This window comes from Streptomyces sp. CA-210063 (assembly GCF_024612015.1).
Classification (GTDB): Bacteria; Actinomycetota; Actinomycetes; order Streptomycetales; family Streptomycetaceae; genus Streptomyces.
In genome coordinates this window covers 1,857,566-1,873,379 of the sequence record NZ_CP102512.1, presented here as the reverse complement: position 1 = coordinate 1,873,379, position 15,814 = coordinate 1,857,566, and the positions used below count along the sequence as shown (strand labels likewise).

Below are 15,814 nucleotides of genomic sequence, written 5' to 3'. Positions count from 1 at the left end.
CCGGGGGTGGTGGCTGGGTTTCGCCGTCATCACGCTCGCCGCGTCCCTCAACGCGGCAGGTACGGCTTCCGCGCGCGGCGGAGCCGGTCCGGCCTCGATCGTAGGGGCGCACCGCGCGCATGTGTCAACCACGCCCAGGAACCGCTCGACACCGGTCCGGCATCCGGGCCGTAGTTGACGAGAAGCGAGATGTACTGCTCAATTAATCGCATGAATGCCGATCAGCGCCTGGTCACCCGTGACCACATCGACTTCGGTCGGGTGTGGTCCGCAGCGTGTTGCGCCTGATGCGGCAGCGGGCCGTCTGACCGGCCCTTCCCTCCCTCGGTGACCCCGTCGCGGGCCGAGTTCCTCCCCTCGCAGCACCGTCGTACGCACGCGCTCACCACGCGCTGAATCCGCGTACGGAAACGCTTGCGAGACCTGACGCGCGCTGCTGCCGCCGCCCGACCTCACCCGAGGCACCCGCCCCGGCGTCGTCACACCCGCTCACCACCCGTTCCCAGCGCCCTGAAGCGCCGTCACACCCGGCCGCATCGAGGGCTGCTCCGCCGTGCCCGCGTGCTCAACACGGCCCGGCCCCAGAGGACTTGAGGAAAGGCCATCCCCCATGCCCGTGGAGTTCCTCGGCATCGCCGCCACCAACGACGGCTCCGAAACCACCCCGCGCTCCGGCGCCGCCTTCGACAAGGAGTACGCTCTCCGGCTCGCCCGGGCGCACGAGGACCACGGCTGGGACCGGGTGCTGTTCGCCTACGGCTCCGGGTCGCCGGATCCCGCACCGGCAGCCGCGTACATCGCGAGCAGACTGGACCGCCTCCAGATTCTGCTCGCCCACCGGCCCAACGTCTCGTACCCGACCTTCGCAGCCAAGACCTTCGCCACCCTCGACCAGATCAGCGACGGCCGGCTGACCGTGCACTTCATCACCGGCGGCAACGACCGAGAGCAGGGCCGTGAGGGCGACACCCTCACCAAGGACGAGCGCTACGCCCGCACCCGCGAGTACATCCGGATCGTCAAGAAGATCTGGACCACCCGCGAGCCCTTCGACCACGAGGGCGAGCACTACCGCTTCCACGACTTCGTCAGCGACGTCTTCCCGGCCCGACAGCCCCGCCCCGACGTCTCGTTCGGCGGCTCGTCGCCCGCCGCGTACGCCGCGGGAGGCGCGGAGGCCGACATCTACTGCCTGTGGGGCGAGCCCCTCGCGAAGACCACCGAGCAGATCGAGAACGTGAAGGCCGCCGCGAAGGCCGCGGGCCGCACCGGCGTGCCCCGCATCCAGGTGGCGTTCCGCCCGATCATCGCCCCGACCGAGGAGCTGGCCTGGGAGAAGGCCCACCGCACGGTCGGCGCGATCAAGGCCCGCAAGGAGAAGGGCGAGGCGATCACCAAGCGTCACAACGGGCACGCCCAGTCGCAGGCCGCACCACCTCAGAACGTCGGCTCGCAGCGGCTGATCGCCATCGCCGAGGCGGGGGAGCGCTACGACCGCGCCCTGTGGACCCCGACCGCCGCCGCCACCGGAGGCGCGGGCAACTCCAACGCCCTGGTCGGCACCCCGGAAACGGTCGCCCAGGCGCTCCTTGACTACTACGACCTCGGCGTCGACATCCTCTCCGCCCGCGGCTACGACCTCCTGGACGACGCCATCGACTTCGGCCGGTACGTCATCCCGATCGTCCGCGAGGAGGTCGCCAAGCGCGACGCCGAGCGGGCGGCGCGCGGCACACAGGACCTGGCGGCGGTGAACGGATGACGTCCGCGCCCGACCTGACGATCACTCAAGTCACCGTCAGCGACCCGAGAGTGAAGCCCCTGCTGCGCGAACTCGGCGACGAGTACTCACGACGCTACGGCAGGGACGCCCACGCCGAACTGGCCCGCTATCCGGACGAGGAGTTCACCACGCCGTACGGCGGCGCGCTGCTCCTGCTCCTCGAACGTGGCGAGCCGGTCGCGGGCGGTGCCTTCCGCCGGTACGACGCGACCACGGCCGAGCTGAAGCGGATCTGGACGCACTCCGCCCACCGGAGGCGCGGCCTCGCCGGACGCGTCGTCGCCGAGTTGGAGCGCGAGGCGAGTGCCCGCGGCTACCGGCGGATCTACCTGACCACCGGACCGCGCCAGCCCGAGGCCCGCGGCCTGTACCTGGCCACCGGCTACACACCGCTGTTCGACACCGAGGCCGACCCGGAAACCATCGGCCCGCTGCCCTTCGAGAAGCATCTGCCGGCCGAAGCCCGCACAGCACGCACGGGAAAGGCAGCCGACCTGTGAACCTGCGCCCGATCAGAACCCGCCTGCGCATCGTCGCGGCCATCGCGCTGCTGCCCGTACTGGCGCTGACCGCCTGTGGTTCCGGCGACACCTCCGGCACCACACCGGCGGGTGCTCAGGCACCCCCCGCGTCGACCGACGACCCGGTCGGCGCCGTACGCAAGGTGGACTCCGTCGCCGCCCTGCTGCCCGCCGACGTCCGTGAAGCGGGCACGCTGCGGGTCGGCAGCTCGGTCGGATTCCCGCCCGGGGCGTACTACCCGAACGGGCAGGACAAGCCACCCGCCGGCCAGGACATCGACATCGCCGACGCGGTGGCCAAGGTCCTCGGCGTCAAGCTGGAGCGCCAGTATGCCTCCTTCGAGACGATCCTGCCCGCCCTCGGCAGCGGCAAGTACGACTTCGGGACCGGCAACTTCGGCGTCACCACCGAACGCCTGAAGACCATCGACTTCGTCACCTACATCAACGATGGCCAGGGCTTCGCGGTGAAGACGGGCAACACCGCGCTGAAGAAGAAGGTCACCGACCTCACCCAGCTGTGCGGGCTGACCATCGGCACCGGCGCCGGCACCACCTTCGAGGCCACCCTCACCGCGCGGAAGGGGGTGTGCACCAAGGCGGGCAAGAAGCCGTACGACGTGAAGGTCTACTCGGAGAACGGGGCAACTCTCACCGCGCTCCAGCAGGGCCGGATCGATGTGGTCATGTCGACCATCAACGGCCTGCGCCACCAGGCGGCACAGCCCGCCTCGCAGACCGCGTTCCTCGGTGAGTACCACCGCCTCGACGTCGGCTTCGCCTTCAAGAAGGGCTCCCCGCTCACCAAGGCGTTCCAGTCCGCCGTCAACGAGCTGATCAAGGACGGCACGTACGCCCGGATCCTCAAGAAGTGGGGCACCTCCGCCTCCGCGATCGAGACGTCGCGGATCAACCCGCCCGAGCACGCATAAGAGTTGAGCAGGAACATCACGATGGCATCCACAACCGACACCGCGCCGCCCGGCGCGGCCACCCCGGGCACTGGCCGCGAAGCCCCGGACGACCCGGCCTCGCTCAAGGTCGTCCCCGCCCGCCACTACGCCCGCTGGGTGGCGGCCGTCGCCGTGACCGTGCTGGTCGCCCAGTTCGTGCACGGGCTGGCCACCAACCCGGTCTGGGAGTGGGGCGTCTTCCGCGACTACATCCTGTCCGAGACGATCGTGCAGGCGGTGTGGGTGACCCTCCAGCTCACCGCCTACGCCACCGTGCTGGGCTTCCTCCTGGGCACCGTCCTGGCCTTCATGCGGCTCTCGCGCAGTCCGGTGCTGCAGACCGTCGCCTGGACCTACATCTGGATCTTCCGGTCCATCCCGATGATCGTCCAGCTGGTGTTCTGGTTCAACCTGAGTGCCCTGTACGAGGAGTTGGGCTTCGGCATCCCCTTCGGCCCGGTGTTCTGGTCCGTCGACAGCAACAGCATCATCGGCACCATGGGCGCGGCCATCATCGGGCTGACGCTGCACCAGGCCGCCTATGCCGCCGAGATCGTGCGCGGCGGCGTCATCGCCGTCGACCACGGACAGCTGGAGGCGGCCGCCGCGCTGGGCATTCCCCGGCTCCGGCAGATCCGCCGGATCGTGCTGCCGCAGGCCATGCGCGCCATCCTGCCCACGGCCGGCAACGAGATCATCGGCCTGCTCAAGGGCACCTCGGTGGTCTACGTGATGTCCATCGGCGAACTCTTCTACCAGGTGCAGGTGATCTACGGCCGCAACGGCCGGGTGATCCCGCTGCTGCTGGTCGCCACCGCCTGGTACGTGGTCCTCACCTCCCTGCTGTCGGTCGCGCAGTACTACGTGGAGCGCCGCTACGCCCGGGGCGCCAACCGCACCCCGCCGCCCACCCCGATCCAGCGCGCCCGCCGCTTCGTCCGCACCCTGCGCGTGGCCGCCGCCCGGCGCGACCAGCCCGTCATACCCCTGAAGCCCTTGGGAGACAGCCGATGAGCGACGTGACGGTGGCCGTCAAGGACGCGAAGCCGACGGTCGACGACGTGATGGTGGACGTCCACGGCGTCCACAAGAGCTTCGGCCCGCTGGAGGTACTGCGCGGCGTCGACCTCCAGGTCCGGGCCGGTGAGGTCACCGTGATCCTCGGCCCGTCCGGCTCCGGCAAGTCCACGCTGCTGCGGACCATCAACCACCTGGAGAAGGTCAACCGCGGCTGGATCAGCATCGACGGCGAGCTCATCGGCTACCGCCGGTCCGGCGGCAAGCTGCACGAACTGAAGGAGAAGGACGTTCTGAAACAGCGCACCCACATCGGGTTCGTCTTCCAGAACTTCAACCTCTTCCCGCACCTGACCGTACTGGAGAACCTCATCGAGGCACCGGTCTCCGCACTGCGCCGCCCGCGCAGGGAGGCGGAGGAGACCGCCCGCCGGCTCCTTGAGCGGGTCGGCCTCGCCGACAAGACCGACGCCTACCCGCGGCAGCTCTCCGGAGGCCAGCAGCAGCGCGTGGCCATCGCCCGCGCACTCGCCCTCGAACCGAAGGTGCTGCTCTTCGACGAGCCCACGTCGGCGCTCGACCCGGAACTGGTCGGCGAAGTCCTCGACGTCATCAAGGACTTGGCCCGCACCGGAACCACCATGATCGTCGTGACCCACGAGATCGGCTTCGCCCGTGAGGCCGCCGACACCGTGGTGTTCATGGACGACGGTGTCGTCGTCGAACAGGGCCCGCCCACGGCCGTCCTTGACGACCCGCGGCACGAGCGCACCCGCGCCTTCCTCTCCAAGGTCCTCTGACCAACCCTCCCCCCTTTCCGCAAGCAAGGAGCACGACCATGTCCACCTCGATCACCCGCCGCACCGCCGCAGCCGCGCTCGGACTCGCCGCCGCCCTCGTCCTCGCCGCGTGCGGCAACCCCGACGACGGCGGCACGACCGAGGTCGCGGACACGTCGGGCAGCAAGACGAAGATCAACCTGAGCCCGGACCAGAACCGCATCACCACCGACAAGGTCGACTCCATAGCCGCCCAGGTCCCGGAGGAGATCCGCAGGAGAGGCACCCTGGAGATCGTCGACTCGTCCGGCTCCGCCGCGCCGCTGACCTTCTTCGCCACCGACAACAAGACCGTCATCGGCGTCGAGCCCGACATCGCCTCTCTGGTCGCCGACGTGCTCGACCTCAAGCTGCACATCAACACGGTCTCCTGGGAGAACATCTTCGTCGGCCTCGACAGCGCCAAGTACGACGTCGGTTTCAGCAACATCACCGTCACCGAGGAGCGCAAGGAGAAGTACGACTTCGCCACCTACCGCGAGGACAACCTGGGCTTCGAGGCGAAGAAGGGCAGCGGCCTGAAGATCACCGGGCCCGAGGACGTGGCGGGCAAGACGGTCGCGGTGGGCAGCGGCACCAACCAGGAGAAGCTGCTCATCGAGTGGAGCAAGGACAACGAGAAGGCCGGCCGCGAGCCGGTGGACATCAAGTACTACCAGAACGACAGCGACACCTACCTCGCCCTCCAGTCCGGCCGGATCGACCTCTACCTCGGCCCCAACCCCACCGCCGCCTACCACGCGGCCACCACCGGCAAGACGGAGGTCGTCGGCACGTACTCCGGTGCCGGCGCCACCCTCCAGGGCCTCATCGCGGCCACCACCAAGAAGGACAGCGGACTGGTCAAGCCGCTCGCCGACGCTCTCAACGAGGTCATCGAGAACGGCACATACGCGAAGGTGCTTCAGCGCTGGGGCCTGTCCGACGAGGCCGTGACCAAGTCCGAGATCAACCCGCGCGGCCTGCCCAGGACCAACACATAGCCGACCCGGCGCGGAGGCCGCACGCCTCCGCGCCCCTGTCCCTCCGCTCCCTTCCCTCACACCTCCGTGCAGGACTCGCTCCGGCGCGCAGGTCTCCTTCGTACAGGACACGAGGTCATGCCCCGCGAACTCCACCTCTCCCTCGACCTCGGCGGGACCGGCCACCACCCCGCCGACGCCGATCCCACCGCTCCCCTCACCGCCGCCCCCTGGGCGGACCTGGTTCGTCTCGCCGAGCAGGGCGCCCTGGACTTCGTGACCGTCGGCGACTCTCCCGCGCCGCCACCCGGCGGCAGCGGCGGCGGGCTCGACGCGGCGGCCGTACTGGCCCGCGTCGCCTCCGAGACCAGACGGATCGGCCTTGTCCCGACCATGACCACCACCCACACCGAGCCCTTCCACACCTCCACCGCCCTCGCCAACCTGGACTTCGTCAGTCAGGGCCGGGCCGGCTGGCAGGTCGACGTCTCCACCGCCGAGGCCCCCGCCGTGAGCCGCTTCCCCCGGGCATCCGCCGCCGAGCTGTGGGCCGAGGCGGCCGACGTCGCCGAGTTCGCCGCCCGGTTGTGGGACAGCTGGGCGGACGGCGCGGAGATATGGGACGCCGCCACCGGCGGTTTCACCGACCGACACCGGCCGCACCACATGGACTTCGACGGCCCGCGCGTCTCCGTCCGCGGGCCGTCCATGGTCCCCCGCCCGCCGCAAGGGCGACCGCCGCTCGCCGTCGCCCTCGATGTGCACGACTCCGACGGGCAGTGGGAACTGGCCGCGGGGCACGCCGACGTCGTACTGCTGGACGTCGATCAGCCGGCCACCGTCCGGCTCGCCCGTGCGGCGCTGCTGAACCGGACGGCGGAGGCCGGACGAGACCCGGGCGCGCTGCGGGTGCTGGTACGCGTCGCGGTCGATCTCGGCGGTGGGGCCGGGCCAGGGCCCCGCTCACTCCCAGCCGCCGACACAGTCCGCTTCACCGGCACCGCCGCGGACCTCGCCGGACTGCTCGCCGACTGGCACGCGGCCTCCGGCGCCGACGGCTTCCACCTCCTCCCGGCCTCGGCCCCAGCCGATCTGCCCGCCGTGGTCCACGAACTCGTACCGGCGCTGCGCGAGCGCGGAGTCTTCCGCACCGACTACACCGGCCGCACCCTCCGCGACCACCTCGGCCTGCCTCGCCCCGCGGACCGCTACGCCCGACGGACGGACACGGCCCGATGACGCACACCGCGACGGCAGTGGCGGCGACCAGCACCGAGCTGCCGCATGCGGCGCGCGGATGGCCCGAACTGTCCCAGCCCACTCGGTACTCCTGAAAGGTCTCCTCATGTCCACCGTCCTCTCCGTCTCAGGAAGCCCCTCCGCCACCTCCCGCACCGCACGGCTGCTGCGCCACCTGGACGACCGGCTCATCGCGCAGGGGCACGAGGTGATCCCGCTGGACGTCCGCACGATCCCCGCCGAGGCGCTGCTCGGGGCCGACTTCCGGCATCCGGCGATCGTCGAGGCCACGGCCCTGTTCGAGCGGGCGGACGGGGTGGTGATCGGCACCCCCGTCTACAAGGCCGCCTACTCCGGGCTGCTGAAGTCCCTACTGGACCTGCTGCCGCAGTACGCCCTGGCCGGCAAGACGGTCCTTCCGCTGGCGACCGGCGGGACCACGGCGCACGTCCTGGCGATCGACTACGCCCTGCGCCCCGTGCTCAGTTCCATGGGCGCCGCGCACATCGTCCAGGGCTGGTTCACGCTCGACAAGGACATCGCGGTGGGCGACGACCGCACCCTGACCGTCGCGCCGGGCCCGGCCGAGGCCCTCGCCCGGGTCGTCGACCAGTTCTCCGAAGCCCTCGGCAGCCGCACGGCCCTGCCGGCGGCCACCGGACGAGCAGCTTGACCGTGACCGCCGACGCGGCACGAAGGCCGCCTGACACTCCCGCCCTGCCAGGAGCCTCTGGACGGTTTCATGGAACCGCAACACGCCCTCCACCTTCGTCCGTCCAGCTCCGCTTAGCCTGCGACGACACGGGGTCTGCCATGTCGGAGCACGGCAGACCCCGTTCCGAGCACGGCAGACCCCAGTCCGAGCAGGACAGACAGCCGGAAGAGCGGAGGTGACGGTGTTGTCCTCCGTTTCCCGCGTGCTCGTCCCGGCTGCCGAGGCTCTCGTCGCGCGCGGCTGTGTCCGCCTGTACTCCCGGACCCACATCGATCTGCGACGGGTGGCCGGCGCCCTCTGTCGTTCCTGACCTGTTCCCCGCCATCGAGCCCTCTGTGCGAGGGCTGGTGATCACACATGGTCAACCAGGAAGGCACCCTTTCGTGTTCGCGCATCCCCCTCTTCATCTTGCCGTGGCGCTGGACGGCACCGGTTGGCACCCGGCCGCATGGCGCGAGCCGGGCGCCCGGCCTCACGACCTGTTCACTGCCGGTTACTGGGCCGACCTCGTGACCGAGGCCGAGCGCGGCCTGCTCGACTTCGTGACGTTCGAGGACTCGCTCGGACCGCAGTCCTCGCACCTGACGGAGCTGGACGGGCGCACCGACCAGGTGCGGGGCCGACTGGACGCCGTGCTGGTCGCTTCCCGGGTCGCACCGCTGACCCGGCACATCGGGCTGGTGCCCACCGTGGTCGCCACCCACACCGAGCCGTTCCACATCTCCAAGGCGATCGCCACCCTGGACTACGTCAGCACCGGCCGCGCGGGCCTGCGGGTCCAGGTGACGGCACGCCAGGACGAGGCCGCGCACTTCGGCCGCCGCACCTTCCCGCCTCTCCCTGCCGAGGACCGGGACACCCCGGCCGGCCGGGAACTGATCGCCGACCTCTTCGAGGAGGCCGCCGACCACATCGAGGTGGTACGCCGACTGTGGGACAGCTGGGAGGACGACGCGGAGATCCGCGACGTCGCCACCGGGCGCTTCATCGACCGCGACAAGCTGCACTACATCGACTTCGAGGGCAGGCACTTCAGCGTCAAGGGACCCTCGATCACCCCTCGGCCGCCGCAGGGACAGCCCGTTGTCAGCGCGCTCGCGCACCAGAGCGTGCCGTATCAACTGGTGGGCCGTTCGGCCGACATCGGTTACGTCACCCCGCACGACATCGACCAGGCCCGCGCCGTCGTCGCCGAGATCCGCGCAGCGCAGGCCGCGGCAGGTCGGGCGGAGGAGCCGCTGCACGTCTTCGGTGACCTGGTCGTGTTCCTGGACGACGATCACACGGCGGCGCAGGACCGCAGGACGCGCCTGGACGACCTCGCCGGATACGCCTACTCAAGCGACGCGGAGGTGTTCACGGGCACGCCCGCGGAACTGGCGGACCTGCTGCTGGAGTGGCGCGAGGCCGGACTGAGCGGCTTCCGGCTGCGCCCCGGAGCGATCGGCCACGACCTGGAACAGATCACCCGGGGCCTGGTGCCCGAACTCCAACGCCGGGGCGCCTTCCGGCACACGTACGAGGCGGACACCCTGCGCGGGCTCCTCGGACTCGCCCGCCCCGCAAACCGCTACGCCGCTGCCACCGCCTGAGCCGGAGGAGTCGTACGACCATGAGCGAACCGACCACGGGCACACCGGGCACGGGCACACCGGCCACGAGCAAGGCGGCCACGAGCAAGGCGGCCACGAGCAAGGCGGCCTCGGGCAAGCCCTTGAAGCAGATCCATCTCGCAGCCCATTTCCCCGGCGTGAACAACACCACCGTGTGGAGCGACCCGCGGGCGGGCAGCCAGATCGAGTTCAGCTCGTTCGCGCACTTCGCGCGGACCGCCGAACGCGCCAAGTTCGACTTCCTCTTCCTTGCCGAAGGACTGCGACTGCGCGAACAGGGCGGCCGGATCTACGACTTGGACGTGGTGGGGCGCCCCGACACCTTCACCGTCCTGTCCGCGCTCGCCGCCGTCACCGAACATCTCGGCCTGACCGGCACCATCAACTCCACCTTCAACGAGCCCTACGAGGTGGCCCGTCAGTTCGCCGGCCTGGATCACCTCTCGGGCGGACGCGCCGCCTGGAACGTCGTCACCTCCTGGGACGCCTTCACCGGCGAGAACTTCCGCCGCGGCGGCTTCCTCCCCCAGGACCAGCGCTATTCCAGGGCCAAGGAGTTCCTGGCCACCGCCACCGAGCTGTTCGACTCCTGGCACGGCGACGAAATCGTCGCCGACCGGGAATCCGGCATCTTCCTGAAGGACGCGCAGGCCGGAGCCTTCGTCCACCAAGGACAGCACTTCGACATCGCCGGTCAGTTCAACGTCCCGCGCAGCCCGCAGGGCCGCCCGGTGATCTTCCAGGCCGGCGACTCCGACGAGGGCCGCGAGTTCGCCGCCTCCAGCGCCGACGCCATCTTCAGCCGGCACAGCACCCTGGAGGCGGGCCAGGAGTTCTACGCCGACGTCAAGGGACGGCTCGCCCGCCACGGCCGAACCCATGACCAGCTGCTGATCCTGCCCGCGGCGACCTTCGTCCTCGGCGACACCGACGCCGAGGCGCAGGAGCTGGCACACGAGGTACGACGCCGACAGGTCAGCGGCCAGACCGCGATCAAGTACCTCGAACACATCTGGAACCGGGACCTCTCCGCCTACGACCCGGACGGCCCGCTCCCCGACATCGACCCGGACCCCGGCGAGAACACCATCGCCCGCGGCCGGGCCAGCGTCCGGATGTTCCGCGACCCGATCGCCGTCGCCAGGCAATGGCGCGAGCGCGCCGCGGCGGAGAACCTGTCGATCCGCGAGCTGGTCATGGAGACCACCGGCCGCCAGTCGTTCATCGGATCCCCGGCCACCGTCGCCGAGACCATCAACACCTTCGTCCAGACGGACGCCGCCGACGGCTTCATCCTGGTCCCGCACCTCACCCCCGGCGGTCTGGACGACTTCGCCGACACCGTCGTCCCGCTGCTCCAGGAACGCGGCGTGTTCCGCCACGACTACACGGGCACCACGCTCCGCGACCACCTCGGCCTGGCACACCCCGATGCCCGCCCGGAGCCGGAGAGCCGGCGGGCGGCGTCGTGAAGTTCCTGGCCATCACCCTCATCGTGCACGCACCGGATCCGGTGACCGGCCTCCAGAAGTCCACCGACGAGCGCTTCCGCGAGATGATCGACAACGCGCTGCTGGCCGAGGAACTCGGATTCGACGGCTTCGGCGTCGGCGAACGTCACGAGCGGCCGTTCATCTCCTCCTCGCCACCGGTCGTGCTCAGCCATATCGCCGCGCTCACCTCCCGGATCCGGCTGTTCACCGCCGTCACCACCCTCAGCCTGCTCGACCCGGTGCGCGCGTACGAGGACTACGCGACCCTGGACCACCTGTCCGCGGGCCGACTCGACCTGATCATCGGCAAGGGCAACGGCACCGCCCAGCGCGAGCTGTTCCACGTCACGCCCGAGGACCAGTGGGACCGCAACGCCGAGAGCTACGAGCTGTTCCGCCGGATCTGGCGGCAGGACAAGGTGAGCGTCTCCCCGCGCTTCCGACCCGAGCTGACCGACGCCGAGGTGTGGCCGAGACCGCTTCAGCAGCCCATCCGGGTCTGGCACGGCAGCGCGACCAGCCGCGAATCGGTCGACCTCGCCGCCCGCTACGGAGATCCGCTCTTCTCGGCCAACGTCACCCACCCGATCGAGCCGTACGCCGAACTCATCCGCTACTACCGGGAGCGCTGGGAGCAGTACGGCCATGACCCGGCAGGGGCCGTCGTCGGCGCGGGAACGGCCGGCTACTACGCGGCCCGCACCTCACAGGAGGCCATCGCCGCGTACCGGCCGGTCTTCGAGGGCCGTCTCGCGTTCCAGAAACACCTGGGCGTCGAGCCGGTGTTCGCCACCCTGGAGGACTTCGTCGAACGCAGCTCGGCGCTGATCGGCAGCCCTCAACAGGTGATCGACAAGGTGCACCGCTACCACGAGCAGTTCGGCCACAGCGTGCTCCACCTGCACGCCGACGCGGGCGGGCTCACCCAGGCCCAGCACCGTGCCTCGCTGGAACTCTTCCAGTCCGACATCGCCCCCGTTCTGCGACGCGACATCCCCGACCCGCCATTCCCCTGGGCTCCGGTCATGGCCGAACCCGAACCCGGACCTGGATCCGGGCCCGGGCCCGGGCCCCCACTTGAGCCCGAGTCCGCATCCGCGCCCGCATCGGCACCCGCGTCCACCGACCGCTGAGGAGCAACACCCGACCATGTCCGGCATCCCTCTCGGGGTCCTCGACCTCGTCCCGATCTCGTCCGGCTCCACCGCCGCCGACGCCCTGCGCAACACCATCGACCTCGCCCAGCAGACCGAGCGTTTCGGCTACACCCGTTACTGGTTCGCCGAGCACCACCTCAACCCCGGCGTGGCCGGGACCTCTCCCGCCGTCGTGCTGGCCCTGACCGCCTCCGCGACCTCCACGATCAGGATCGGCTCCGGGGCCGTACAGCTCGGTCACCGCACCGCCCTGTCGACCGTGGAGGAGTTCGGACTGATCGACGCCCTGCACCCCGGGCGACTAGACCTGGGCCTCGGCCGCTCGGGCGGACGTCCCCCCGGGCAGGCAGCGGGGCCGCGGCCGACCACGACCCCCGTCGTCGACGGGCGAGCCCCCAACGGGCTGAAGATCCCACCACGGTTCTCCCCCGAGCACCTGATCGGTTCGCCCCGTTTCCTGCTCCAGCAGCAGCTCCTGCACCAGCCCGGCGCCGCCCCCCAGGACTACGGCGAGCAGGTCGACGACATCCTCGCGCTCCTGCGCGGCGACTACCGCTCGGCGGACGGGATCGAAGCGCACGCCGTCCCCGGCGAGGGCGCCGAGACGCAGATATGGATCCTCGGCAGCAGCGGCGGACAGAGCGCCGACGTCGCGGGCCGCAACGGCCTGCGCTTCGCCGCCAACTACCACGTCAGCCCGGCCACCGTACTGGAGGCGGCCGAGGGCTACCGCGCCGCGTTCCAGCCGTCCGACCACCTCGACAAGCCCTACGTCAGCGTCTCCGCCGACGTCGTCGTCGCCGAGGACGACGCGACCGCCCGCGAACTGGCCACCGGCTACGGCCTGTGGGTCCGCGGCATCCGCACCGCCGAGGGCGCCATCCCCTTCCCGACCCCGGACCAGGCCCGCGCCCACACCTGGACCGAAGCGGACCGGGCCCTGGTCGCCGACCGCGTCGACACCCAGTTCGTCGGCTCTCCGGGGCGCGTCGCCGACCAGCTCGAACAACTGCAGGAGGCCACCGGCGCCGACGAGTTGATCCTCACCACCATCACCCACGACCACGCCGACCGGGTGCGCTCCTACCGCCTCCTGGCAGAAGAGTGGCAACGCCGATGAGTCGGCAGGCGAGCCGACGGATCACGACGGCGGTGTCGTCGTCGAGATGGTCCTGCACTGCCGTCGGCGGGGTGGGCTGTACGTGACCGGCTGCGGGTGGCCCCCGCGCCGCAGCACGCAGCCCACCTCAACTGACCGCCCCGACCTGCGCCTGCTCGACGTCAGCGCACTCGCCGTTCCTCGAGCGGCGCCGCCCGCAGCCGTGCGGCGGCCTCGCTCGGCAGGTGCGGGGTGTGGCCGACGAGCCGGGCGGAGTTGGCGACCACGGCGATGCTGCTGGTGTTGTGCAGCAGGGCGGCCAGGACGGGGTTGATGGAGCCGCCGGCGCTCGCGATGAGGCCGGCGAGGTTCACGCCGATGGCGAGCGTGTAGTTCTGCCGTACGACGCGCAGGGTGTGCCGGCTGAGTTCCACGACGGCGGCGACGTTACGCAGGTCGTTTCCGGCCAGGGCGATGTCTGCGGTTTCGAGTGCGACGTGGGAGGAGTGGGAGCCCATGACGATGCCGACGTCGGCGAGGGCCAGCGCGGGGGCGTCGTTGGTGCCGTCGCCGACCATGGCCACGCTGTGGCCCTCGGCCTGGAGGTCCCGGATCAGCTGGAGTTTGGCCTCGGGCAGGGCGTGGGCGTGGACTTCGGTGATGCCGAGAGCGTCGGCCACGGCCTGGGCGGTCTCGGGTGCGTCGCCGGTCAGCAGCACGATACGGGTCACGCCGAGTTCGGTCAGTTGGCGGACGACGGTGTCGGCTCCGCCGCGCACCGCGTCGGACAGACCGAGCATGCCGATCAGTTTCTCGTCGTGGGCCAGGCAGATGACGGTCTCCCCGCCGGCGCGCAGGCGGCTCGTCCACTCCTGGGCCACCTCGGAGAGTTCCAGGCCGTGGCGGCGCAGCAGGGCGGGGCTGCCCACCAGCAGGCGGCTGCCGTCGAGTTCGGCGCGTACGCCCATGCCGAGGACGACCTCGCAGGCTTGGTGGATGGGGATGTGCAGGTGCTGTTCCTCGGTGCGCCGGACGATGGCTTCGGCGAGGGGGTGGCGTGCGTGCAGTTCCCCGGAAGCCGCCAGGCTCAGTACCTCGTCGGCGGTGACCGTTTCGTCGAGCGTCACCACGCTCGTGACCAGGGGGCGGCCGAGGGTGAGGGTGCCGGTCTTGTCGAAGACGACGGCGGTGACGCGGCCGATGCCTTCCAGGTGGGTGCCGCCCTTGATGAGGGTGCCCCGGCGGGCGCCGTTGCCGATGGCCGCGCTGATCGCGGTGGGGGTGGCCAGGCCGGCGGCGCAGGGGCAGGCGATCAGCAGCATGGTCATCGCGCGTCGGGCGTCCCGGGTCAGCACGTAGGTGATCCCCGCGAGGGCGAAGGAGACGGGCACGAAGCGGCGGGTGAAGGCGGCGGCGACGGTCTGGATCGGGGCCCGGTCGGCCTGAGCCTCCTCGACCCGGGTGATGATCCGCCCGACGACGGTGTCCTGTCCGACCGAGGTGGCCCGCACGGTCAGGGAGCCGGTGGAGACGACCGTGCCCGCGTACACCTCGCTGCCGGGCTGCACATACACCGGGAGCGCCTCGCCGGTGATCGCCGCCTGGTCCACCAGTGCCTCGCCGGACTCGGCGGTGCCGTCGACGGGGATCCGGTGGTGCTCGTACACGGCGACCAGGTCCCCGGCCCTGACCTCCGCGAGGTCGACCTCCGCCTCCACGCCGTCACGGACCAGCCAGACCCGCTCCTCGCCGATGGAGAGCAGCTCCTCGATCGCGCGCCGGGTCCGCCGCAGGGTGACGGCCTGGAGGAACTCACCGATGTTGAGCAGCCACAGCACCATCAGCGCGACCACGTTCTCACGCAGCACGAGCGAGATCACGGTCGCCGTGGTCACCAGCAGATCGGTGCCCGCGTGGCGTCTGCCGCCGAGGGTGCGTGCGGCGCCCCGGAAGAACGGCAGCCCGGTGAAGACGGTGACCGCGCCGAGGAATCCGGCTGAGCCCCCGGGGGTCCATGGGGGCCGGCCGAGCAGCCGCCGCAGTCCCACGAGGGCGAGCACCGCACCGCCGACCACCAGCCGCGCGACCTCCCCGGTGGAGGAGTCGGGCACGGACCGGCTGGCCCTGGCGGGCATGCCCGGCGGCGGCGCCTCGGTGAGGGCGGCGACCAGCCGACCCACATCGACGACATCAGGCTGCACCCAGACGATCACCGCACCGGTACGCGGGAAAATACGCAGCGCCCTGAACCCCGGCAGATCGGTGAACCGCTCATCGACGATCCCGGCACAGCCCGGGCGCGCCCGCAGCCAGGGAACCATCAGCCGTACGCGGCCCGCGGCGGCGGACCGCACCACCACCCCGGAGCCGGAGGCGGGACCAGGCACAACAACGTCACCGGGGGCGGACGAGCCGGACATGGC

General features: G+C 70.9%; 14 protein-coding genes. 13 read left to right on the top strand and 1 reads right to left on the bottom strand.

The window, feature by feature from the left end; all coding sequences use genetic code 11:
• Positions 1-610 precede the first annotated feature (610 nt).
• The 13 genes from JIX56_RS08125 (at position 611) to JIX56_RS08070 (ending at position 13,412) form a co-directional block, all read left to right on the top strand.
• Positions 611-1,762, top strand: a complete 1,152-nt coding sequence (locus tag JIX56_RS08125; RefSeq protein ID WP_257538091.1) for an LLM class flavin-dependent oxidoreductase — start codon at positions 611-613, stop codon at positions 1,760-1,762.
• Positions 1,759-2,283 (top strand): GNAT family N-acetyltransferase, encoded by a 525-nt coding sequence (locus JIX56_RS08120; protein ID WP_257538090.1) that lies wholly within the window; start codon positions 1,759-1,761, stop codon positions 2,281-2,283. Before JIX56_RS08125 ends, JIX56_RS08120 begins: the two co-directional genes overlap by 4 nt.
• Positions 2,280-3,236: an ABC transporter substrate-binding protein gene (locus tag JIX56_RS08115; RefSeq protein WP_443031792.1), complete on the top strand. Its 957-nt coding sequence runs from the start codon at positions 2,280-2,282 to the stop codon at positions 3,234-3,236. Before JIX56_RS08120 ends, JIX56_RS08115 begins: the two co-directional genes overlap by 4 nt.
• Before the next feature lie 21 nt (positions 3,237-3,257).
• On the top strand, positions 3,258-4,271 hold the full coding sequence (locus JIX56_RS08110; protein ID WP_257538089.1) for an amino acid ABC transporter permease: 1,014 nt from the start codon (positions 3,258-3,260) through the stop codon (positions 4,269-4,271).
• Entirely contained in the window at positions 4,268-5,074 is an 807-nt protein-coding gene (locus tag JIX56_RS08105) for an amino acid ABC transporter ATP-binding protein (RefSeq protein WP_306819832.1), read from the top strand. The genes JIX56_RS08110 and JIX56_RS08105 overlap by 4 nt, the downstream gene beginning before the upstream one ends.
• Positions 5,075-5,112: 38 nt before the next feature.
• Complete coding sequence (locus JIX56_RS08100; protein ID WP_257538088.1) at positions 5,113-6,096, top strand: ABC transporter substrate-binding protein; 984 nt, start codon at positions 5,113-5,115, stop codon at positions 6,094-6,096.
• Positions 6,097-6,213: 117 nt separating this feature from the next.
• On the top strand, positions 6,214-7,314 hold the full coding sequence (locus JIX56_RS08095) for an LLM class flavin-dependent oxidoreductase (RefSeq protein ID WP_257538087.1): 1,101 nt from the start codon (positions 6,214-6,216) through the stop codon (positions 7,312-7,314).
• A 106-nt stretch (positions 7,315-7,420) separates the two neighbouring features.
• On the top strand, positions 7,421-7,987 hold the full coding sequence (gene ssuE, locus JIX56_RS08090) for an NADPH-dependent FMN reductase (protein ID WP_257538086.1): 567 nt from the start codon (positions 7,421-7,423) through the stop codon (positions 7,985-7,987).
• 217 nt (positions 7,988-8,204) lie between these two features.
• A complete protein-coding gene (locus tag JIX56_RS47945) occupies positions 8,205-8,339 on the top strand; it encodes a putative leader peptide (protein WP_443031791.1) in 135 nt (44 codons plus the stop codon).
• A 73-nt stretch (positions 8,340-8,412) separates the two neighbouring features.
• A complete protein-coding gene (locus JIX56_RS08085) occupies positions 8,413-9,621 on the top strand; it encodes an LLM class flavin-dependent oxidoreductase (RefSeq protein ID WP_257538085.1) in 1,209 nt (402 codons plus the stop codon).
• Positions 9,622-9,641: 20 nt separating this feature from the next.
• A complete protein-coding gene (locus JIX56_RS08080; protein ID WP_257538084.1) occupies positions 9,642-11,114 on the top strand; it encodes an NtaA/DmoA family FMN-dependent monooxygenase in 1,473 nt (490 codons plus the stop codon).
• Positions 11,111-12,268 (top strand): LLM class flavin-dependent oxidoreductase, encoded by a 1,158-nt coding sequence (locus JIX56_RS08075; protein ID WP_257538083.1) that lies wholly within the window; start codon positions 11,111-11,113, stop codon positions 12,266-12,268. Before JIX56_RS08080 ends, JIX56_RS08075 begins: the two co-directional genes overlap by 4 nt.
• A gap of 16 nt (positions 12,269-12,284) precedes the next feature.
• Positions 12,285-13,412, top strand: coding sequence for an LLM class flavin-dependent oxidoreductase (locus JIX56_RS08070; protein WP_257538082.1), 1,128 nt, complete (start codon positions 12,285-12,287; stop codon positions 13,410-13,412).
• 161 nt (positions 13,413-13,573) lie between these two features.
• On the opposite strand, the gene JIX56_RS08065 is transcribed toward JIX56_RS08070, so the two are convergent.
• Positions 13,574-15,811: a heavy metal translocating P-type ATPase gene (locus tag JIX56_RS08065; protein ID WP_257538081.1), complete on the bottom strand. Its 2,238-nt coding sequence runs from the start codon at positions 15,809-15,811 to the stop codon at positions 13,574-13,576.
• Between the last annotated feature and the right edge of the window lie 3 nt (positions 15,812-15,814).